The 20,529-nt window shown below is 64.3% G+C and carries 15 protein-coding genes, 1 pseudogene and 1 riboswitch; of the genes and pseudogenes, 10 read left to right on the top strand and 6 right to left on the bottom strand.

Annotated elements, in window-relative coordinates:
* Positions 1 to 21: 21 nt before the first annotated feature.
* Genes ACR9WD_RS01420 through ACR9WD_RS01410 form a run of 3 tightly spaced genes read right to left on the bottom strand, consistent with a single transcriptional unit; the run spans position 22 to position 3,529 of the window.
* Entirely contained in the window at positions 22 to 912 is an 891-nt protein-coding gene (locus ACR9WD_RS01420) for an ABC transporter permease (protein ID WP_434922550.1), read from the bottom strand.
* Between the two features lie 13 nt (positions 913 to 925).
* A complete protein-coding gene (locus ACR9WD_RS01415; protein WP_434922549.1) occupies positions 926 to 1,882 on the bottom strand; it encodes an ABC transporter permease in 957 nt (318 codons plus the stop codon).
* A 15-nt stretch (positions 1,883 to 1,897) separates the two neighbouring features.
* Complete coding sequence (locus tag ACR9WD_RS01410; RefSeq protein ID WP_434922548.1) at positions 1,898 to 3,529, bottom strand: ABC transporter substrate-binding protein; 1,632 nt, start codon at positions 3,527 to 3,529, stop codon at positions 1,898 to 1,900.
* Between the two features lie 118 nt (positions 3,530 to 3,647).
* Positions 3,648 to 3,738: riboswitch (SAM riboswitch) on the bottom strand.
* 331 nt (positions 3,739 to 4,069) lie between these two features.
* Here ACR9WD_RS01410 and ACR9WD_RS01405 point away from each other — a divergent pair.
* From ACR9WD_RS01405 to ACR9WD_RS01370, 8 genes are all read left to right on the top strand, one after another.
* Positions 4,070 to 4,621, top strand: a complete 552-nt coding sequence (locus ACR9WD_RS01405; protein WP_434922547.1) for a sigma-70 family RNA polymerase sigma factor — start codon at positions 4,070 to 4,072, stop codon at positions 4,619 to 4,621.
* Positions 4,618 to 5,295 carry an anti-sigma factor family protein gene (locus tag ACR9WD_RS01400; RefSeq protein WP_434922546.1) on the top strand — a complete coding sequence of 226 codons (678 nt, stop codon included), beginning with the start codon at positions 4,618 to 4,620 and terminating at the stop codon, positions 5,293 to 5,295. The genes ACR9WD_RS01405 and ACR9WD_RS01400 overlap by 4 nt, the downstream gene beginning before the upstream one ends.
* Positions 5,296 to 5,377: 82 nt before the next feature.
* Positions 5,378 to 5,881, top strand: coding sequence for a COG4315 family predicted lipoprotein (locus tag ACR9WD_RS01395; RefSeq protein WP_434922545.1), 504 nt, complete (start codon positions 5,378 to 5,380; stop codon positions 5,879 to 5,881).
* A gap of 434 nt (positions 5,882 to 6,315) precedes the next feature.
* The gene (locus tag ACR9WD_RS01390) at positions 6,316 to 7,344 is read left to right on the top strand and encodes an extracellular solute-binding protein (protein WP_434922544.1); all 1,029 of its coding nucleotides are present in this window, start codon (positions 6,316 to 6,318) and stop codon (positions 7,342 to 7,344) included.
* Entirely contained in the window at positions 7,341 to 9,029 is a 1,689-nt protein-coding gene (locus ACR9WD_RS01385; protein WP_434922543.1) for an ABC transporter permease, read from the top strand. The genes ACR9WD_RS01390 and ACR9WD_RS01385 overlap by 4 nt, the downstream gene beginning before the upstream one ends.
* Positions 9,026 to 10,171: an ABC transporter ATP-binding protein gene (locus ACR9WD_RS01380; RefSeq protein ID WP_434922542.1), complete on the top strand. Its 1,146-nt coding sequence runs from the start codon at positions 9,026 to 9,028 to the stop codon at positions 10,169 to 10,171. Before ACR9WD_RS01385 ends, ACR9WD_RS01380 begins: the two co-directional genes overlap by 4 nt.
* Positions 10,172 to 10,184: 13 nt before the next feature.
* The gene (locus tag ACR9WD_RS01375) at positions 10,185 to 12,737 is read left to right on the top strand and encodes an AMP-binding protein (RefSeq protein ID WP_434922541.1); all 2,553 of its coding nucleotides are present in this window, start codon (positions 10,185 to 10,187) and stop codon (positions 12,735 to 12,737) included.
* 259 nt (positions 12,738 to 12,996) lie between these two features.
* Positions 12,997 to 14,385, top strand: coding sequence for an IS256 family transposase (locus ACR9WD_RS01370; protein ID WP_434922540.1), 1,389 nt, complete (start codon positions 12,997 to 12,999; stop codon positions 14,383 to 14,385).
* 307 nt (positions 14,386 to 14,692) lie between these two features.
* Here ACR9WD_RS01370 and ACR9WD_RS01365 read toward each other — a convergent pair whose 3' ends face one another.
* Together ACR9WD_RS01365 and ACR9WD_RS01360 are read right to left on the bottom strand one after the other, a co-directional pair.
* Positions 14,693 to 14,890 (bottom strand): hypothetical protein, encoded by a 198-nt coding sequence (locus ACR9WD_RS01365; protein WP_434922539.1) that lies wholly within the window; start codon positions 14,888 to 14,890, stop codon positions 14,693 to 14,695.
* 262 nt (positions 14,891 to 15,152) lie between these two features.
* Positions 15,153 to 15,598: pseudogene (locus ACR9WD_RS01360) on the bottom strand (transposase); the annotation flags it as partial.
* 364 nt (positions 15,599 to 15,962) lie between these two features.
* On the opposite strand from ACR9WD_RS01360, the gene ACR9WD_RS01355 reads away from it, so the two are divergent.
* Complete coding sequence (locus ACR9WD_RS01355; RefSeq protein ID WP_434922538.1) at positions 15,963 to 16,640, top strand: DUF4760 domain-containing protein; 678 nt, start codon at positions 15,963 to 15,965, stop codon at positions 16,638 to 16,640.
* 1,616 nt (positions 16,641 to 18,256) lie between these two features.
* Here ACR9WD_RS01355 and ACR9WD_RS01350 read toward each other — a convergent pair.
* The gene (locus tag ACR9WD_RS01350; protein WP_434922537.1) at positions 18,257 to 18,634 is read right to left on the bottom strand and encodes a hypothetical protein; all 378 of its coding nucleotides are present in this window, start codon (positions 18,632 to 18,634) and stop codon (positions 18,257 to 18,259) included.
* Between the two features lie 180 nt (positions 18,635 to 18,814).
* On the opposite strand from ACR9WD_RS01350, the gene ACR9WD_RS01345 reads away from it, so the two are divergent.
* Positions 18,815 to 19,962 (top strand): IS3-like element ISAar3 family transposase gene (locus ACR9WD_RS01345; RefSeq protein WP_149597804.1). Its coding sequence is split into 2 segments (ribosomal slippage): positions 18,815 to 19,088 and positions 19,088 to 19,962, totalling 1,149 coding nucleotides; the frame shifts between segments, so codons are not numbered across the junction.
* Positions 19,963 to 20,529 lie beyond the last annotated feature (567 nt).

Raw genomic sequence — 20,529 nt, 5'->3', positions numbered from 1 at the left:
AGTCTTGGCGGTGGGGCCCGGCTAGAAGCGCAGGGCTCGGTTGATGCTGCGGCCCAGTGCCGCGGTGAGCAGCACTGCGAGCACGATGACCAGGCCGGGAAGGGTGGTCAGCCACCAGGCGACCGACAGGTACTGGCGTCCCTCGGAGATCAGCAGCCCCCACTCCGGGGTGGGTGGCGGGGCGCCGAAGCCCAGGAACCCGAGCCCGGAGATCGCCAGGATCGCCGCGCCCAAGTCGACGGCCAGCAGGGCCAGCACCGGGCCGATCACGTGCGGGATGATGTGCCGGCGCAGCACTGTGAAGTACCGGCCGCCGCTCATCAGCGCGGCCTGGACGAAGTCACGCGAGCGCACCCGCAGCACCTCGGTGCGCACCAGCCGGGCGAACACCGCGATCGAGGCGATGCCCACGCCGATGCCCAGGGACAGCGGCCCCGGTTCGGTGGCGGTCACCAGGATCAGCGCGATCAGGAAGGCCGGCACGGCCAGCAGCACATCCACCAGGCGCATGGCCACGCTGTCGGCGAACCGCCCCGCGGTGGCGGCGGCCAGCCCCAGCAGGCTGCCGGCCACCGAGCCGACCAGGCAGGCCAGCCCGGCGGTCATCAGGGTCTGGCTGGTGCCGTGCACCACCCGGGCGTAGACGTCGCGGCCCAGGTGGTCGGTGCCGAACGGGTGGGCCAGGCTCGGCGCGGAGAACTTCTGCGCCGGGATGCCGGTGATCGGATCCTGGCCGGTGAACAGGCCCGGGGCCAGGGCCCAGGTGAACAGGAAGGCCAGCGGGATCAGCATCCACCAGTTGGCCAGCCAGGCCAGGACCGTGCCGCGGCGGCGCGGCGCCGGTGCGGCTTCGCCCGGCTCGGTCGGCTGCTGCCCGGCCGGTGCGACGGCATGCTCGGTCAGTACACTCATGTCCTTGCCCTTCCTAGGCGGCCAGCGCCCGCGGCGAGCCGGCGCTGGCGTTGATGATGCGCGGATCCAGTTGCGGGTGGAGCAGGTCCACCAGCAGGTTCACCAGGGTGAAGGCGGCCGCGGTGAGCAGCACCAGCCCCTGGACCAGCGGGATGTCCTGCACGGTGACCGCCTGCAGCACCAGCTGCCCGAGCCCGGCCCGCGCGAACACGGTCTCGGTGATGACCGAGCCGGCCAGCAGGGTGCCGATGGTGATCCCGGCGATCGACAGGGCGGCGGGAGCCGCGTTCTTCAGGGTGTGCCGGAAGAAGATCCATCCCTCCCCCGCCCCCTTGGCGCGCAGCACGTCGATAAACGGCTGGGCTTGGATGTCCTGCACGCTCTTGAGCAGGACCTGGGCGATCGGGGCGCTGAGGTGAATGGCCAGCACCAGGATCGGCAGGGCCAGGGACATGAAGGAGCCATCCGGGAACAGCGACATCACGCCCAGCTGGACCGCCAGCAGCTGCAGCAGCACCAGGGCCAGCCAGAACACCGGGATGGAGATGAACAGCGGCGGCAGGTTCAGCAGCGCCCGGCGCAGCCCGGCGCCCCGGGCCAGGGTGGCCGCGGCGACTAGCGCCACGGCCAGCACCACGGCCAGCGCGAACGCGCTGCCGGCGAGCACCAGGGTGGAGCCAATCACCTCGCCGATGCGGGTGATGACCTGCGAACCGGAGGACAGCGAGTAGCCGAAGTCCCCGCGCAGCAGCCCGGCCAGCTGGGCCAGGTACTGCAGGTGCAGCGGCTGGTCGTAACCGTAGTAGGCCTTCATCCGCTCGATGGTCGCCGGGTCGGCGGCCGCGTCGGTGGACAGGAAGATGGTCACCGGGTCATTCGGCAACGCCTGCACCGCCAGGAAGATCGCGGTGTAGGCCAGCCAGATCACCAGCAGGGCCTGGCCGATGCGCTTGAGAATGTATCCGCCCATGTCGCTTTGCTCCGATCAGCCGTTGGACTTCCAGGCGCCCTGGAAGATCGGGGCGGTGCCGGAGGTGAATTCGACGTGGGCGTTCGCGTTGGCGCCGTAGACCTGGACCTCGTCCCAGAGCACCAGGGTCAGCGCCTTGTCCAGCACCAGGGCCCGCTGCTCCTGCTCGATGAGCTTCAGGTGCTCGGCCTCGGTGGTGGCGGACTGCTCACGCAGGAACAGTTCGTTCAGCTCCTTGTCGGCGTTCAGGGTCTGGGAGTTGTTGGCCGGGCCGTACACGGGGCCCAGTCCCCCGTAGGCGAACTGGCGGGTGCCGAAGAACTCGACCTTGTCATCGACCAGCGCGGTGGCCAGGAAGGTGTTGTCGGCCGCGCGGTTGACCAGCTTCACGCCCAGTTCGCGCCACTGCTGCTCGATCAGCTCGAAGGCCGGCTTGATGACCACCGAGTTGTTGGAGGTGGACACGGTGATTTCCAGCTTCTTGCCGTCCTTCTCGCGGATCCCGTCGGCGCCGGGAACCCAACCGGCCTCGTCCAGCAGCTGCTTGGCGGTTTCGGGGTCGTAGGCCAGCTCGGCGGACAGGTCCACGAAGCCCGGTGCCTGGCGGTTGAGGATCGACCCCGAGATCACATAGCTGTCCGAGAGCACGGTGTCCTTCAGGGCCTGGCGGTCGATGCCGATCTGCAGCGCCTTGCGCACCTTGACGTCGGCCAGCTTGCCCGATCCGATGCGCACCGCCGCGTGGTTGGCGGTCAGGTCCACGCCCTGCGCGGCCAGCACCTGGCCGCCGCCGGCGGCCAGCGCGGCCTCGTCGACCGGCTGCAGCCCGCGGACCAGGTCAACCTGGCCGGACTGGGCGGCCCCGGCACGGTGCGCGACCTCCGGCAGGTACTTCACCACCAGTTCGTCGAGGTAGGCCGCGCCCTGGTTCTCGGCGGTTTCCGGGGCCCAGGCGTAGTCCTCACGGGCGGAGAAGACCACTTCCTCGTCCGGCTTCTCCGATTCGAAGACGAACGGGCCGGAGCCGACGATCTGCGCGATCGAGGACTGCCCGGCGTTGTCCAGCTTCAGCGTTTCCGGGGCAACGAGCCCGGCGGTGACCGACGAGGTGGCACGCAGGAAGTTCGCATCCGGGCGCTTGAGCGTGACCTTGACCTGGTTTTCGCCCACGACCTCGGAGGACTCGTAGGCGCCGAAGTCCACGTTCGGCTGGATCTGGGCCTTCTTGATGCCCAGGCCCAGTGCGTCGAGGTTGGCCTTGACGGCCTTGGCGTCCAGCGGCGTGCCGTTGGAGAAGGTCACCCCGTCACGGATGGTGAAGGTGTATTCGGTCTTGGCCTCGTTGGAGCTGAAGTCGCTGGCGATCCAGCCCACAAGCTTGCCCGACTCGACATCGAAGTAGGTCAGCCGGTCAAGCACCGAGTTCAGCACGTTGGCCTTCTCGTAGAAGCGGGCCGCCTGGGTCTGCCAGTTGTTGATCGGGGTGACTTCGGCGTAGACGAAGCTGCCGCCCTCGACCGGCTCGCCGGCGGCGGCCGGGGACTCATTTGCCGGGGTGGCCGCGCTGTTCCCGCCGCAGGCGGTCAGCGACAGGCCCAGGGCGGCGATCAGTGCGGTGGCTTTCAATGCGAATCGTGTTGGCCGCATGTTTTCTGTGTTCCTCTCGGTAGTGCCCGAGGATCACGCCGAAAGCAGGCCCAGCTCCGCCAGGGGCGGACGGGCGGGACGGATAGTCCCACCCATGGACCGTTGCGAAATCTAGCAATCTCCATCGGTCCTGGCCTTAGCACCGATCCCCCGCGGGGTGGTTGCTGCGACGTCATCGAGCCAGGTCTCTCGGTCGCTCTGGATGGTGTGGTGCCCGGTGTTTTGCGGGCAATTTCAGTGTGCGGCCGCTCCCGACATGTGACCAAGCATGTCTTCATGAGCTCGTCACAAAGTCATCCGGGGACTTACTGGGGCGCCTGAACACCATGGAAGTCGCGTAACATCCGGTCACATGACGCGAGCGTGACGCCGGAACCGAATTTTCCTTGACGGATGGTGAGTCCGCGATCATAATGCCCGACGCCGGCCGGCGGGTCCGATCTGCCCGCACGGTCCGACGCCGGAGTGCGGAAACGATGCGCCGGCGGCACGCCTTCCGGGCCCGTTGAACCATTTGCCAGGCTGTACCGTGACAGGTACATGGAAAAGCTGTCGGCCGGCACGGCCGCAAACCAAAGGGGATTCGTGGAGGATCGGGACGCAGCGACGCTGCGCCACATGCACGAGCTGCACGCGGCGGATTTGTGGCGTTACGTCTACTCGCTCACGCGGGACACCTACCAGGCCGAGGACATCGTCCAGGAAACGCTGTTGCGCGCCTGGAATTCGCCGGACCTGCTGCGCGAACGAGCCGAGGCGGTGCGCGGCTGGTTGTTCACGGTGGCCCGCAACCTCGTCATCGACCAGGCCCGCAGCGCCAGGTCGCGACACGAGAAGTCCAGCGACCTGCTGCCGGAGAACCCGGCGGGCGACCACGCCGAGCGGGTGTTCGACGAGATTCTCATACGTGATGCCCTGGCCACGCTCAGCCAGGCGCACCGGCAGGTCGTGGTGCTGGCCTACTATGGGGCGCGCAGCACCCACGACATCGCCGCGGAACTGGACATCGCGGAAGGGACGGTCAAGTCCCGCCTGCATTATGGGATGCGGGCCTTGAAATTGGCATTGCAGGAACGGGGGGTCACGCGATGAGCGAGCACGACGAGGTTTTCGAGTGGGATGCGGCCTACGTGCTCGGTTCGCTCAGCCCGGCCGACCGGCGCCGGTTCGAGGCGCACCTGCAGGACTGCGAGCGCTGCCGGCAGTCCGTGGCCGAGCTCGGTGCCCTGCCCGGGCTGCTCTCCCGTGCCCCGCACCCGCCCGCGGAACAGGACTCGACTCCCCAGCCGCCCCTGGACCTGCTGCGCAAGACCCGCGAGCGTCACCTGGCCCGGCGCCGGCGGCGCACCACCAGGATCTTCGCGCTTGCCGCGGCGGCGGGCCTGGCGCTGGTGCTGGCCATCGGCGTCCCGCTGTCACTGCGCCCGCAGGCCCCGGCCATGCTGCTCAGCCTGCAGCCGGTGTCGGGACAACCGATGACCGCGCAGGTGGGCATGGACCAGGTCGCCTGGGGCACGCGGCTGAAGGTGAACTGCGATTATCCGCAGGGCTACTCCTTCGGGGACGAGAACGAACCGTGGTCCTACGCGCTGTTGGTGACCGACACAGCGGGTGCCACCATGCAGGTGTCCACCTGGAAGGCGGTGCCCGGCCGTGAGATCACCCTGGAGGCGGCCACCTCCCTGGCCATGGACCAGATCTCCGAAATCCTGGTGCAGACGCAGTCGGGCGAGGAGGTCCTGCGCGCCCCGGTGCCAAAATCTTAGGAAGATCGGTGAACCTTTGTGATCGGAGTCTCGTGTTAAGCGTGAACCGCACCGTGCGGTCACGCGAGAAAGGACTGACCCGATGAAGACCCGAATCATGACAACGAAGCTGGCCGCCGCGGCCGCACTGGCTCTGCTGCTGGCTGGCTGCGCGAACGGCGGCGGCACCACGACCGAGGAATCGGCTCCCGCCGGCGGGTACGACGCGCCCTCGGCCAGCAGCTCGATGGCGGCGGAGGGGGTCACCTCGCTGTCGACCGCGGAAACCGAGCTGGGCCAGATCGTGGTGGACGGCAAGGGCATGACCGTCTACCAGTTCGACAAGGACACCCAGGGCGCGGACACCTCGGCCTGCACCGATGAGTGCCTGACCGCCTGGCCTCCGGTGCACGGCGAGGACGTCGAGCTGGAGGGCGTCACCGGCGAGGTCGGTACCATCACCGGCAACGACGGGCAGCCGCAGCTGACCCTGAACGGCTGGCCGCTGTACTACTTCGCCTCCGACAAGCAGGCCGGGGACACCACCGGCCAGGGCGTGAAGGACGTGTGGTGGGTGCTGGATCCGGCCGGCGAACCAATCAAGTGAGTTCGCTGGGCGCACGATGTCCGGGCGGGGCGTGACGGGTCGCGGATCGGCTCCCGTCATGCCCCGGCGCCCGGCCCGGCGGCCTTCGCCCGGCCATGAGGCCCGTCACAATCGGAGGCGGTGCCCGGCCGTTCATGCAGCGCCCAAACCGGCCGTCCAGCGCCTTCCGGCGGACCCGCGGCGAGCTTGCCGCCACGTTTGCGACTTCGGCCGGACTTTTTCCGCACAGATCACCGTCGTGCACGAGCGGCAATCCGCAACGCCATCCCGTGGCGCAGGCCGGTAGCGGACCGCCGTCGATCCCTCGCCGATGCTGCGGAAATTCCCGAAATGACGGGGATCGAAGAGATTACGCCATGATTTACACTCCCTAACTGGTTCGGTTAGGCTACCCTTGTTCGACATCATTCGCATCGTGTCCCGAGGAGAGCCCCATGCCCCGCCCCAAACTGCTTGCCGCCCTGGCCGCCCTGGCCGTGCCAACCATGGCATTGACCGGCTGCGGGGTCATGGGCATCGGCCAGGCCCCGGCAGACCTGCAGATCTACTCCGCCCGTCATTACGATCTGGAGGGCGCGTTCGGCGACTTCCAGGACCAGACCGGCATCACCGTCGAGTTCATCTCCGGGGATGACGCGGAGCTGCTCGAGCGCATCAAGGCCGAGGGCGAGAACTCCCCGGCGGACGTGTTCATGACCGTGGACGCCGGCAACCTGTGGAACGCGGCCCGCCAGAACGTGCTGGCCTCGGTGGACTCGGCCACCTTGGAGCAGGCCGTGCCCGAGGACCTGCGCGACGCCGAGGGCCGCTGGTTCGGCCTGGCCATGCGGGCGCGCACCCTGACCTACAACCCGGACAACGTCGACCCGGCGGACTTCGATCCGGCCGACAGCTATGCCGGGCTGGCCGACAAGCAGTGGAAGGGTCGGTTGTGCATGCGCGACGCGACCTCCTCCTACACCCAGTCGCTGGTCGCCAGCCTGATCGACCTGCACGGCCGCGACAAGGCTCTTGAGATCGTCAAGGGCTGGGTGGCCAACGACGTGCAGATCATGGGCAACGACATCCTGTTGCTGGAGGCCATCGACGCCGGGGCCTGCGACGTGGGCATCAACAACCACTACTACCTGGCCCGCACCCTGGCCGAGAACCCGGACCTGAACGTGAAGCTGTACTGGGCCAGCCAGCAGGGCGCCGGGACGCACGTGAACATCTCCGGCGCCGGGGTGGTCGCCAACTCTGACAACCCGGAGCAGGCCCGCCAGCTGATCGAGTGGCTGGCCACCACCGGGCAGAACTCCTTCGTCGACGGCAACCACGAGTTCCCGGTCAAACCCGAGGTCAAGCCGGAGCCGCTGATCGCCGAGTTCGGAGAGTTCAAGCGGATGCCGCTGAATGCGGCCGCCTACGGCGACCTGAACGCCGAGGCCATCGAACTGCTCGCGGAGGCAGGCTACAAGTGAGCCTGCCCGAGACCCTGGCCCGTCCCGGGTCCAGGGCGCCTCGCCGCCGGCTGCTGATGGCCGGCGGCCGCCCCGCATGGTCGCTGGCCGTCGTGCTCATCGCCTGCTTCGTGGTCGCCCCGGTGGCCGCGGTGCTCATCCAGGGGCTGGGCAGCCTCACCCAGGAGGCCCTGCCGCGCGACGTGTGGGCCATGATCGGCACCACCGTCGCGCTGCTGCTGGGCGTCGGCGCCGGCACCCTGCTGCTGGGCGGCGGGCTGGCCTGGCTGGTCACCGCCTACCGCTTCCCGCTGCGCGGGCTGCTCAGCTGGGCGCTGGTGCTGCCGCTGGCCATGCCCGCCTACATCCTCAGTTTCGTCTTTTTGGCCACCTTCGACGTGGGCGGGCCGGTGCAGTCCCTGCTGCGCTCGCTGCTGGGACCCGGTGCCTGGCTGTCGCAGATGCGCTCGCTGCCGGCGGCCATCGTGGTGATGTCGCTGACCCTCTACCCCTACGTGTACCTGTTGGCCCGTTCGGCCTTCGCCGAGCAGGGCCGCGGCACCTACGATGCGGCCCGCACCCTGGGCGCCGGGCGCTGGCGCGCGCTGTGGCGGGTGATCCTGCCGCTGGCCCGCCCCTCGCTGGCCGCGGGCCTGGCCCTGGTGATGATGGAGACGCTCACCGACTTCGCCACCGTGCAGTACTTCAACGTGCAGACCGTGGCCGTGGGCGTCTACCTGGTCTGGAAGGGCAGCTTCGACTTCGACGCGGCCACCCAGCTTTCGGTGCTGGTGCTGCTGTTCGCCGTGGCGGTGCTCGGCGGCGAGCGGCTGCTGCGCGGGCGCTCGCGTTTCCACCAGAAGGGCGGGCGCGGGCAGGGCCTGGTCCCGCAGCAACTGCACGGCGCACGCGGTTGGGCGGCCACGGCCGCCGGGCTGGCGGTGTTGAGTGTCGCCTTCGCCGGACCGGTGCTCCAGCTGGCCGTGTGGGCGGTGCGCGAGCAGCTGCGCGGCGGGAACCAGCTGCTGGATCCTCGGCTCGCCCAGTACCTGGCCAACAGCGTGGCGGTGGCCGGCATCGTCGCGCTGGCCACCGCAGTGCTGGCCCTGGTGATCGTGCACAGCCTGCGGCTGGGCGGCGGCCCGCTGGTGGCCACCGCCGCACAGGCGACCACCTTCGGCTATGCGGTGCCCGGCGCCGTAATCGGCATCGGGGTGTTGCTGGGCTTCTCCGCCGTGGATGACCTGCTGAAATTCCTCGGCGTGCCCGGGGGCACCGGGCTGCTGGTGACCGGCTCGGTGGCCGGCATCCTGTGCGCCTACCTGGTGCGCTTCCTGGCCCCGGCCTACCAGGCGGTGGATGCCAGCTTCGCCAAGATCCCGCCCTCGCTCTCCGCCTCGGCGCTGAGCCTGGGCGCCGGCCCGCGCCGGCTGCTGACCCGGATCCACCTGTCGCTGGCCCGCCGCGGGGCAGCGATCGCGGTGGTGCTGGTGGCCATCGACGCCATCAAGGAGCTGCCGCTGGTGCTGCTGCTGCGCCCCTTTGGCTTCACCACCGTCTCGGTGTGGGTCTACGAACTGGCCCGCGAGAACTTCTGGGACAAGGCCGCGCTGCCCGCGCTGGGCGTCGTCGCGCTGGCCACGATCCCGGTCTACCTGCTCTTCCGGCGCACCGCCGGCAACAACCGCAAGGAGGTCCAGGCATGAGCCCGGCACCCCACGCCCCCGCCGCCCCGGCGCTTGAACTGCGCGAGGTGCACCGGCGCTACGGCAAGGTGGCCGCGGCCACCGGGCTTCAGCTGAGCGTGCAGCCCGGCGAGCTGGTCACCATCATCGGCCCCTCCGGCTGCGGCAAGTCCACCATGCTGCGCCTGATCGCCGGGCTGGAGCGCCCCGACGCCGGGGAGATCACCATCGCCGGCAAGGTGGCCGCCGACCGCCGGCGCTTCCAGCAGCCCGAGCACCGCCAGGTGGGACTGGTCTTCCAGGACCACGCGCTGTTCCCGAACCTCACCGTGGCCGGGAACATCGCCTTCGGCCTGCAAAAGCTCCCTGCCGGCCGGCGCAGGGCGCGGGTGGCCGAGGTGCTTCAGCTGGTGCGCCTGTCCCATTTGGCCGAGCGCTACCCGCACGAGCTCTCCGGCGGGGAGCAGCAGCGGGTGGCCCTGGCCCGGGCGCTGGCGCCCAGCCCCGCCGTGGTGCTGCTGGACGAGCCGTTCTCCAGCCTCGACGAGACCCTGCGCGCCCGGGTGCGCGGCGACGTCGAGGCCGTGCTGCGCGAGACCGGGACCACCGCCATCCTGGTGACCCACGACCAGACCGAGGCGCTGTCCTTCGGCGACCGCGTGGTCGTCATGCGCAACGGCCGGATCGAGCAGGCCGATGTCCCCGAAGCGGTCTTCGAACGCCCGGCCACCCGCTTCGTGGCCACCTTCATGGGGGATGCCGACTTCCTGCCCGCGCTGGTCAACGAGGGGCGCCTTGAGTGCGAACTCGGCCAGCTCGCCGGGTACTGGCCGAGGGAAGACGGCGTGGAGCAGCTGCAGGTGGTGCTGCGCCCGCACGAGGTGTCCCTGGCCGCGGACGAGCAGGGCGAGGCCACCGTGGAATCCAGCGAATACCGCGGGGCGTTCACCCTGCACCACGTGCGTTTGGCCTCCGGCCAGGGCGTGCGCTCGCTGCAGCTGCACCCGGTGCGGCTGTCCCCCGGCCAGCGCGTCACGGTGCGCATCAGCCCGGGCACCACCCCCACGGTGCTGCGCGGCGATCACGCGGTGGACGCCACCGTGCCGCCCACCGCGGCGCTCGACGGCGCCGGCGAACCGCTTCACCCCATCACCACCTTCTAGGAAGTACTCTTTCGTGTCCCTCACCATGCCCGACCGGCGCCTGGAATCCCCGGCGCGCACCGTCCAGTTCGCCGCGCAGCTGCACCACTACGGCCGGCGTCCGGCACTGATCACCGCGCAGGGCACGCTCAGCTACGAGCAGCTGGCCGGCCGCGTGGCCCAGGTGGTCGAGCAGCTCGGCCCGGTGCGCCGGTTGGTGCTGCTGCAGGCCGAGAACACCGTCGAGGCGATCGTCGGCTACCTGGCCGCGCTGGCCGGAGGCCACCCGCTGGTGCTGGTGCCCGCGGACAAGCCCGCGGCGACCGATTCGATCCGCGCCTCCTTCGACCCGGATGTGCTGATCTCCTCCGGTCCGGGCACCGGCCTGCCGCGGCTCGACGAGGTGCGCGCGGGCACCGCGCATGAGCTGCACCCTGACTTGGCGCTGCTGCTGAGCACCTCCGGATCCACCGGTTCGCCGAAGCTGGTGCGCCTGTCCCATGAGAACCTGCAGGCCAACGCCGCCTCCATCGCCGCGTACCTGCGCCTGACCGAGGCCGACCGGGCGATCACCACGCTGCCGATGTCCTACTGCTACGGGCTGTCGGTCATCAACAGCCACCTGCTGCGCGGCGCATCCCTGGTGCTGACCGGCACCTCGGTGGTCGACCCCTGCTTCTGGGAGCTGTTCAACCAGCACCAGGTGACCTCCTTCGCTGCGGTGCCCTACACCTTCGACCTGCTTCAGCGCATCGGCTTCGAGCGGATGCAGCTGCCCAGCCTGCGCTACATCACCCAGGCCGGCGGCCGGCTGGCCCCGCAGCTGGTCAGCCGCTACGCCCAGCTGGGACGCGACCGCGGCTGGGAGCTGTTCGTGATGTACGGGCAGACCGAGGCGACCGCGCGCATGGCGTACCTGCCGCCGGAACTGGCCGCCGGGCAGCCCGGGCGCATCGGGGTGCCGATTCCCGGGGGCAGCTTCCGCATCGAGCCGGTGGAGGGCCTGGAACACGGCGAGCTGGTCTACCGCGGGCCGAACGTGATGCTCGGCTACGCGCATCAGCCGGCCGACCTGGCCCAGGGGCGCGAGAACAGCGAGCTGCACACCGGCGACCTGGCACGGCGGCACCCCGACGGGTTGTACGAGGTGGTTGGGCGGCTCAGCCGCTTCATCAAGATCGCCGGGCTGCGCCTGGATTTGGGACGCATCGAGCAGCTGCTGGATCAGCTGGGCGTGCCGGCCATCGCCGCCGGCACCGATGACCGGCTGGTGATTGCGGTGACGGGCGCGAACGACACCGCCATGCTGCGCAGGGTGCTGGCCACCGAGCTGGGTATCCCGCGCGGGGCGCTGCACCTCACTGCGGTCGACGAGCTGCCGCGGCTGGAGAACGGCAAGCCGGATTACCGCGCGGTGCTCGCGCTGGCTGAACCGGCACCGGCCGACCCCGTGCCGGCAGCAGCCCCGCGCACGGCGCAGGCGCGCGGGGTGCGGGCCATCCTCGCCGAGCACCTGGAGGTGCCGGTGGTGCATGATGCTGACAGCTTCGCCTCGCTGGGCGGGGACTCGCTGTCCTACGTGGCCGCCTCGGTGAGCCTGGAGCAGGCGCTGGGCACGCTGCCGGAGGACTGGCACCTGCGCCCGGTGGCCGAGCTGGAGGCCCTGGAACGCGCCGGTCGCCCGACCCCGCGCTGGCGCCGGATGTTCGCCCCCATGGAGAGCAGCATCGTGCTGCGCGCGGTGGGCATCGTGCTGATCGTGGCCACGCACATCGGGCTGTTCCACTGGGAGGGCAGCGCCCACGTGCTGCTGGCGGTGGCCGGCTACAACTTCGCCCGCTTCCAGCTGGGCGGCGAGGGCGCCGCGCGGCTGCGCCGGCAGCTGGGCAGCATCGCACGGATCGCGCTGCCGAGCATGGCGTTCATCGGCGTGGCCTACCTGCTCACCGATGACTACAGCGTGGCCAACCTGTTCCTGCTCAACGCGCTGATCGGGCCGCAGGAGATCACCACGCAATGGCATTTCTGGTTCGTCGAGGTGATCACCTACCTGCTGGTGTGCATGTCGCTGCTGCTGGCCATCCCGGCGGTCGGCCGCCTGCACCGCCGCTTCCCGATGGTCTACCCGCTGGCGCTGACCGCCTTCGGGCTGGCCAGCCGGTTCCAGGTCATCGACCTGGAGGTGCCCAATTCGGGGCCGGCGCTGTGGCTGTTCGCGATGGGCTGGGCGATCGCGGTGGCCCGCGGGCGCTGGCAGCGCCTGGCGCTGACCGCCCTGGCGATCGCCTGCATTCCCGGGTTCTTCCACGACACGCCCCGCGAGGCCACGCTGCTGGTCGGCGTGCTGGCGCTGATCTGGCTGCGCAGCATCCCGGTGCCGCTGGGGCTGCAGCGCGTGGCGGTGTGGCTGGCCAGCGCGTCGCTGTTCATCTACCTCACCCACTGGCTGGTCTACCCGCCGCTGCTGGCCTTCCACCCGCTGGTGGCGGTGCTCGGCTCGCTGGTGGCCGGGGTGCTGTACTGGGCGCTGGTCATGCGGGTGATGGCGTGGATGCGCCGGCGTGCCACGGCGAACAGGACCCGGTAAGGGCGGGCCACGGTGGGGTGCGAGAACTGCAGCTGTAGGACCGGGGTACCTGTGTGGTACTCCGACGTAAAGCGGCGTATCGGGCTGGCGGGTCATAGCGTGGTCCGCCGTAGATCATGGAGCATAGGGTGTCTAGCAGAGATAATCGGTAGCGCATGTGTAACGAAACGGTGTGAAATCTCGGTACTTCGTGGAGCTTGTCAGATGGATTGTGTAAGACCCCTAGTCAATTGATAGAAAGAGACTAGGAAAACACGATATGACCATCCAGAAAGACCAGGCCGAACAGAGCATGGAAAACGCCTCCGACATCGCCGAGAAAATCGCAGCCCTCGGCTCCATGGACGCCGTCAAGGAATCCGGGGCCTTCGACGAACTCATGGGATTCATCGACCGGGGAGAAATCCAGCTCGACGGAAAGGACGGATTTATCCAGCAGATCATCCGCGCCGGACTCGAACGCGGCCTGAAATCCGAGCTGAGCAGCCACCTGGGCTACGAGCAAGGCGAAACCCACGGACGATTCCTGCCCAATTCCCGCAATGGCTCCTACCCGAAAACCGTGTCCACAGTGGCCGGGGATATCGACCTGCAGATCCCCAGGGATCGTGCCGGCACCTTCACCCCGACCTTGGTGCCCAAAGGGTCGCGCCGCACCGGAGGCCTGGACGAGATGATCATTTCCCTCTACGCGGGCGGCATGACCGTCCGGGATATCGCCTACCATTTGGAAACCACCGTCGGCACCCAGCTGTCCCACGACACGATTTCCAAGATCACCGACGAGGTGCTGGACGAGGTCGCCGCTTGGCAGGAACGTCCTTTGGAGGAGTTCTACCCGATCCTCTACCTGGACGCGATTGTCATCAAGGTCCGCGACGGGCACCAGGTGCGCAACAAGGCCGCGCATATGGCCATCGGCGTCACCGTGGAAGGCATCAAGCATGTGCTGGGCATCTGGGTGACCGAGAACGAAGGGGCGAAGTTCTGGGCGCAAGTCTGCGCGCAATTGGCCAACCGCGGGGTCAAGGACGTCCTGATTGCCTGCTGCGACGGGCTGACCGGGTTCCCCGAGGCGATCGAGGCGACCTGGGCGCGGGCAACCGTGCAGACCTGCGTGGTGCACCTGATCCGCGCTTCGAACCGGTTCGTCTCCTACGGTGACCGCAAGGCGGTCAGCAAGCAGTTGAAGACGATTTACACCGCTCCGAGCATCGAAGCCGCGCTGAAATCCTTGGATGATTTCGAGGCCTCCGAGCTGGGAAGGAAGTATCCCTCCGCGGTGGCCACCTGGCGCAACGCATGGGAGCGCTTCACCCCGTTCTTGGAGTTCCCGCCCGAGTTGCGGAAGGTCATTTACACGACGAATGCGATTGAGTCGATGAACTACCAGTTGCGCAAGGTCACCAAGTCCCGGGGGCATTTCCCGTCGGATGCGGCGGCGGTGAAGATGCTGTGGCTGGCGATCTGCAATATCGAGGACAAGCGGGCGAGGGAGCGTTTCAAGGATGCGCAAAAGAAGGGCCGCACCCCGCGGGCCGGTGCTGGAGCGCATCTGGTGGAAGGGGCTGGGACGAGCGGCTGGAAGCAGGCGTTGCAGCAGCTGGCGATGGCTTACCCGGAACGGATTGAGCCGTATTTGAATTGATTGTTACGAAGCCCTAAATAACGAACGTGACTAGGGGCTTACACAATCCATCTGACAAGCTCCTTCGTGGACACAGGATCTCGTCACTTCGTACACACTCGATCTCAAGGTTTTGCACACAGCTACCAACCGACCCGGAAACCACTTCGGGATCGGCTGGTAGCCCTCACGTGGTTCAGCTGTAGTCAAAGACCTCGGGCATCTGTTCCTCACCCCGGACGAACTGTTCCCGAAAGATCGCGGCCTTCCGCTCCCACTGCTTCGTCGGATACGACAAGGTAATTCCCTTGATCGAGTACGAGGCCACCTAACCTCCCCGCACGTGCAGCGCGACCATCGGCAGCGGGAAGGAAAAGACGACCTCCCCGGTGCCCGGATCCGAAAGCAGAAATTCCTGATCCGTGATCGTGCGGCAAAAGCTGCGCCCGGCAAACGTGGTCGGCAACGACAGATGATACCATTGGTAGTAGACCCGGCGATGATCCACCGTCACGTCAACCAGCACCTGATTCGCTTCCAGCACCGGCCCCGGTTCGGCAAGCAGTGCCGGATCCAGGATCCTGCCCTCCTTCGACACCGTGATCACCGACCGGCCCTGCGCGACCTGGGGCAGCTTGCGTGCCCGGCGATACTGCGCGGCCTTGGTCTCCAGCACCGCCAACGGGATCGGTTCGGTCGCCGGGGTATGTTCCAGCAGCTCCCACGCCAGCTGCGGGGTGGACTGGTTCAACGACTGGTGGGGCCGGCGCTGGTTGTAGTGCTGCCGATAATGGGTAGAACTCCTCCAACGGGCGGTTCTGCCAGGATGCGACCTCATCGAGGACCTCGTCGGTGATCTTGCTGATCGTGCCGTGGGACAGTTGGGTGCCAACAGTGGTTTCCAAATGGTGGGAGATGTCCCGCACGGTCATCCCTCCGGCATACAGGGAGACGATCACTTCATCCAGGCCGCCGGTGCGGCGCGCGCCCTTGGGCACCAGGGTCGGAACGAACGTGCCGGCACGGTCCCGCGGGATCTGCAGGTCGATGTCCCCGGCGACGGTGGACACGGACTTCGGGTAGGAGCCGTTGCGGGAATTCGGGAGGAACCGGCCGTGGCTTTCGCCCTGCTTCATAGCCCAGGTGGCTAGACAGCCCGGATTTCAGGCCTCGTTCCAAGCTGGCGCGGATGATCTGCTGCGATGTTGTCGGCGATGTCGGAGGCGTTTTCCATGCTCTGTTCGGCCTGGTCTTTCTGGATGGTCATGCCGTGTTTTTCCTAGTCTCTTTCTGTCAATTGACTAGGGGTCTTACACAATCCATCAAACAGGCTCCGAGTGTGTACCAAGTGACGAGATCCTCTGTCCACGAAGTACCGAGATTTCACACCACTTCGTTACACATGCACTACCGAATGCACCGTCTATACACGATCAGCGCCGCGCAACCCGAGCAGCCTCTACAAGTAGCACAACCCCTAAATTACTCCTGTTTGTATTAGCGATCCAAAAATATTCAATAACACTACCTAGAGCAATTCCTTTGCTTTATGGCCAGATCCTTGACATGCCAAGATTGAAGCATGATTATATGATGGAATGAAGAGAATAAATATTCGAGACTGGGTCTCTTTATGCATAATCTTAGGTCTTCTTGTTCTGCTTGTTTACCCACATATGAGGGACACAGTTGGCAGCTCGACCATTCTTTCCCATATTGCGCCCGTTGCACCGACATGGTCACTATTCATTGCTGCCATCTCACTATTTATCGCTAGTTTTACGACTTGGCTGGGCTGGCGACGCAAAAAACGTCAAGATACTCTGGAAGCGTGGTCCAGATGGTCCGACGCGACTCTGGAAACGAGGAGCCTAATTTCCGAAAAGTTGGGCATTGAGGAGATCACTAAGGAGCAAGCAACAGCTCTTACTACCCACACCGCCCTAGTGCCCGGTCGCAGTCCCGACGTTCCCTTGACGCGAGACGAGAAAAACGAAATTCTTACAGCAATCGCTAAGACTCTCAACGGATTAGAGCGATTAGCATTAGGTCATCAACGCGGAATCTACGATCTGGAAACCTTCCGAGAGGTCGGCGGAACTATAATCCTGCGCCAATTCGAAAGACTGAAACCTTATGTAGTTGCAAAACGCACGATGACAAACCGATCGTACCGCCAAGCATCAGCTTACACATCTCTCGAATCTTTCTGCACGAAAATCTCAGCGCGAAAGGCAACTATCGATGCAGCGCGCCTAAACCAACTCAAACGGTAGCTCTGCATCTTCACGCCTATGCCGACGCTATCTCGATACAAGAACCCTCTGTAACGAACCTTTGAATTGATCATAAGTAGAGGGCATCGCTGCGTAGCACGTCCAAGAGTTCGGCGCGACTGGCGAGCCGGGTGGGGTATCCGCCGTTCAGCCTGTCACTGGGCAATCTGGTCCACATGAATCAAGATAGAGACCCAACTGCCGACAGGATCACCCGGCCGGTGCCTAGGTTCTTCGGAACAGTTGCCGCGCTGCTACGGGCGGCGCCCCGGCTACTTGGACAAAGAGGTGGACGACCATTCACGGCTGGCGCAATACGGGAATTCTTTTAGAAGCACACAACGGCCAGTTTCTCGCCTTTGTTTAGCATGCTTTCTGCCGTTCTCGGCACTACGTGAAGAGCTGAGACCGGGAACGCGCCGGATCACTCATTCCGTTTCCCAGGCATAGTTCGGAGCCAGCCTCACATGTAAGGGCGTCATTGACGCAAAAGCCGCTTGACAATGGAAACGGAACTACTCGGCAAAATGCTTCAGGGGCCAAGACATTCCCCGCTTGATTTTCATACGACTCTCGCCGCCGCCAAACTGGGCTAGAGACTCTTGTAGCAACTGCTGATAGCGTAGCTGATTTATAAGTTCGTGTTCCCGCTCGGTGTAATTATTAGATCCAGAAAGTCGAAAAATGGACCGAAAAATGGACTACGGAGCAAACTCTGTTTGACCGTAGTCCATTCTGTATATTCCGATGAGACAATTTAGCCTCTAATCGACGTCTTCTTCTTCGAATACTGGCATTCAAGAATTCCTCTCATCTCACTTCATCTCTATGCCCACATGATACCTCAAATCCATAAAGTGTCAATCAACCGCGTTGACTCATAAGGAACCTTCGGCACGGATACGAGGTTGCGTCATCAGAAAACCTCCGCCAACTTCACTGCTACTTCCTCGGTTCATCGGGTGTTTGTCAGCACCATCGGACTGACGATGAGCACGCGCAAGCAAGTCGCCAGGAACTCGCCCGCAGCTACCCGCAAGGCAATATGGAGATACAGCGGCAGAGCCACTAAATCAAAGATCCCGGACAAGCTCGTCCAGCTCAACCGTTATCTGCACTGCCCACAGAGGAGTCGATCAGCAGGAGTCAGACCCCTTGAGTGGAGTGTATCCACGCTGATCATTCTAGGACTCAAACAGCACCGGGAACGCCACCACCCTTTCGGCCTCCGACCGGTACGCCTTGACGTACGCCCGTCCCTACAACATGGTGCGGTTGAACCGATCGGACTTTCGGGTGGTCTGCGGCCGGTACGGACTGTCGAGCATTTGAGTGATCCCCGGAGCCATGACAGCAGCGAACACGTGAAACCGGTAGCATGGCCCGTTATCGGTCCCTGCTCGTACGCTGTTGGAGATCGGCGGTTTCCGACCGCGGTTACACCCACAATTGCGAAGAGCCGCGTTACTGCAGCGCTGCCACCCCTTGCTGGCCGCCGACGCATGTGAAGATGGTCAGACATTACCGCAACCTCAATCAAGTAAACCGTTCGGGCACTTGCAGACCGAAGTATCTCGGCTAGCTGCCGCCATTAGCAACAGAAAGCAGCAGGTAACCTAGTTGAAATTCGGATCGGGGATCAACATCCCGGAGTCTGTTGGAATCAGTTTCCGAGAAATAAAGACATTAGCACCAATATCATCAGATTCTTTGAGCTCGAGAAGTATGACAGTATCCAAGGTCAGTGATTCGTTGACCTGCTCAGGGCGAAAGGCGAAGTTCACGCCTGAACTCTGCTTACTAACGTAGGACGGGTACGTCCAACCGGACATGATTTCGGAGGGTAAGTCAAAAAGCTCTTTAGTAACGAACTCGGTCTCAGCGTAATCTGTTTCACCATGCGGCTTATCTGATTGACTAACAAGAGTGGCGAGAAAATCACCGATGGCAATTAATTTTCGCCGATGGGACATCGTCATCTTAGGGTGCGACATCACGTTTCCCAAGGCGCTAGTTGAGATGTCTCTCTTTACAGAGAATTGCGCAACAGCTACTAAATCTCCAGGATTACTTCTCACCTCCAACAGCGCAGTTGGTTGGGTCCCCGGAAAGTAGTCCAGTGACTATGCGAGTACTCGTGTCCGACAATGGACACAGGAGGAATCACAGAAACAATGGCACGCAGACACACACCAGACCAGGTCATCGCTAAAGTCCGTCAAGGACAAAAGATGCTCAACGACGGACACCCGATGATCGAGGTCATCAAGGAACTTCAGATCACCGAAGCTACTTGGTACCGCTGGATCAACCAGTACGGGTCCGAGAAAAACGCTGAAGCCAGCAAACGTACCAAGGAGCTAGAGAAGGAAAACGCGCGCCTCAAGAAGCTGCTCGCTGATCAGATGCTCGCCAACGACATCCTTACTGAGGTTGCCAAGGGAAAATTCTAAGCCCCGAACCACGCCGCCGTGCTGTACGGATGGCGATGGAAAAATTCGGGGCGTCCGAACGCTTCGCTTGCCACGTTCTGGGCCAGAACCGCTCGGCACTACGTAAGAAAAAAACACCGATGAGCTTTGACGAAGCGCAGCTACGAGCCGACTTGAGGGCTGTCGCGTCTAAGCATCCAACGTGGGGGTGGCGCAAAGCCCGCTGGCACTTGCTGGCCACCGAACGATGGAATGACACTGTCTTGAACAGCAAGCGCATCCGACGATTATGGCGAGAAGAAGGCTTGGTCTGTAAGCCCAAGCGTCGAAAGAAGCGGCGCACCGGCCCAGACGCTGGGGAACAGAAGCGGTTGACCGCCGAGTACCCGATGCATGTACTGAGCTTTGATTTCCAGTCGGATGTCACTTCTTGTGGCCGTCATATCCGGTTCTTCAATGTCATTGATGAGTACACGCGGACCGCTTTGGCGATCATTCCCCGCAGGTCTTTTAAAGCTGCTGATGTGGTGGCTGTTTTGGAGGACATCATTGCTGAAACTGGGATCCAGCCAACGTTTGTGCGGTGTGATAACGGGCCTGAGTTCACTGCTGACGCGCTGGTGGATTGGTGCAACACTGTGGGGGTGTCCACTGCGTTTATCGATCCGGGCTCACCTTGGCAGAACGGTTTTATCGAGTCGTTCAATGCGCAGTTCCGGCGTGAACAGCTTTCCGGGGAAATTATGGACACTATGGTGGAAGCGAAGTATTTGGCTGATGAATGGAAAGACATTTACAATCATGAGCGTCCCCATGGGTCTTTGGATGGGTTGACGCCGTCCCGGTTTTGGGATGAGTGGGTTAGAGAGAATCAGTTAGCTATCGCATAGCTGCTGGACTGCTTAAAGGGACCCAACCACAGTCGGCAGATTACTGGCCGCATACAAAAGTGGCTCACCTTCACGGTTCAATCTTCCAGCTCGAGCTGAATGACGAGCGTGCATCACATTCTTGACTTCTTGTATCACTTCTGGGGAATCGATGACTCTCGCCCTAAACATCAATGAACCCTTAGAAAGTGGGATAAAAGACTGAGGCAATGTGAAGGACTTGAATCCTGGTGGAGTAAGCACACGATAGATTTCGGTGCGGAATTGATCAGTAGTCCAACCCAGCTTCGACATGCTGAAGTATCTACGAGCTCTCTTTCTCAGTTGCCGCTCGTCCAACCTGTCTAAGTACGCACTTTGAGATTTGTCGGCGTAATGCCTTTGTAACTGTGGATGCATCAGCACTTTTCCATATAGAAACAATCGTGATTCACATGGATTAAACCATTAATAGAATTTGATAAGAACCAAAGCCATCGCATTCACCCATCCAGGAAGTTGGCCCAACCCCGGACTTCACCTGTGACGCGTGTCACAAGCAGGTTCCGGCGGGGTGCTCGCATAGGT

Origin of the sequence: Glutamicibacter sp. PAEs-4, assembly GCF_051161755.1 — a bacterium.
GTDB classification, from domain to species: Bacteria; Actinomycetota; Actinomycetes; order Actinomycetales; family Micrococcaceae; genus Glutamicibacter; species Glutamicibacter nicotianae.
Note: the sequence above shows the minus strand (reverse complement) of the source record. Positions and strands in the feature narration are given on the sequence as shown.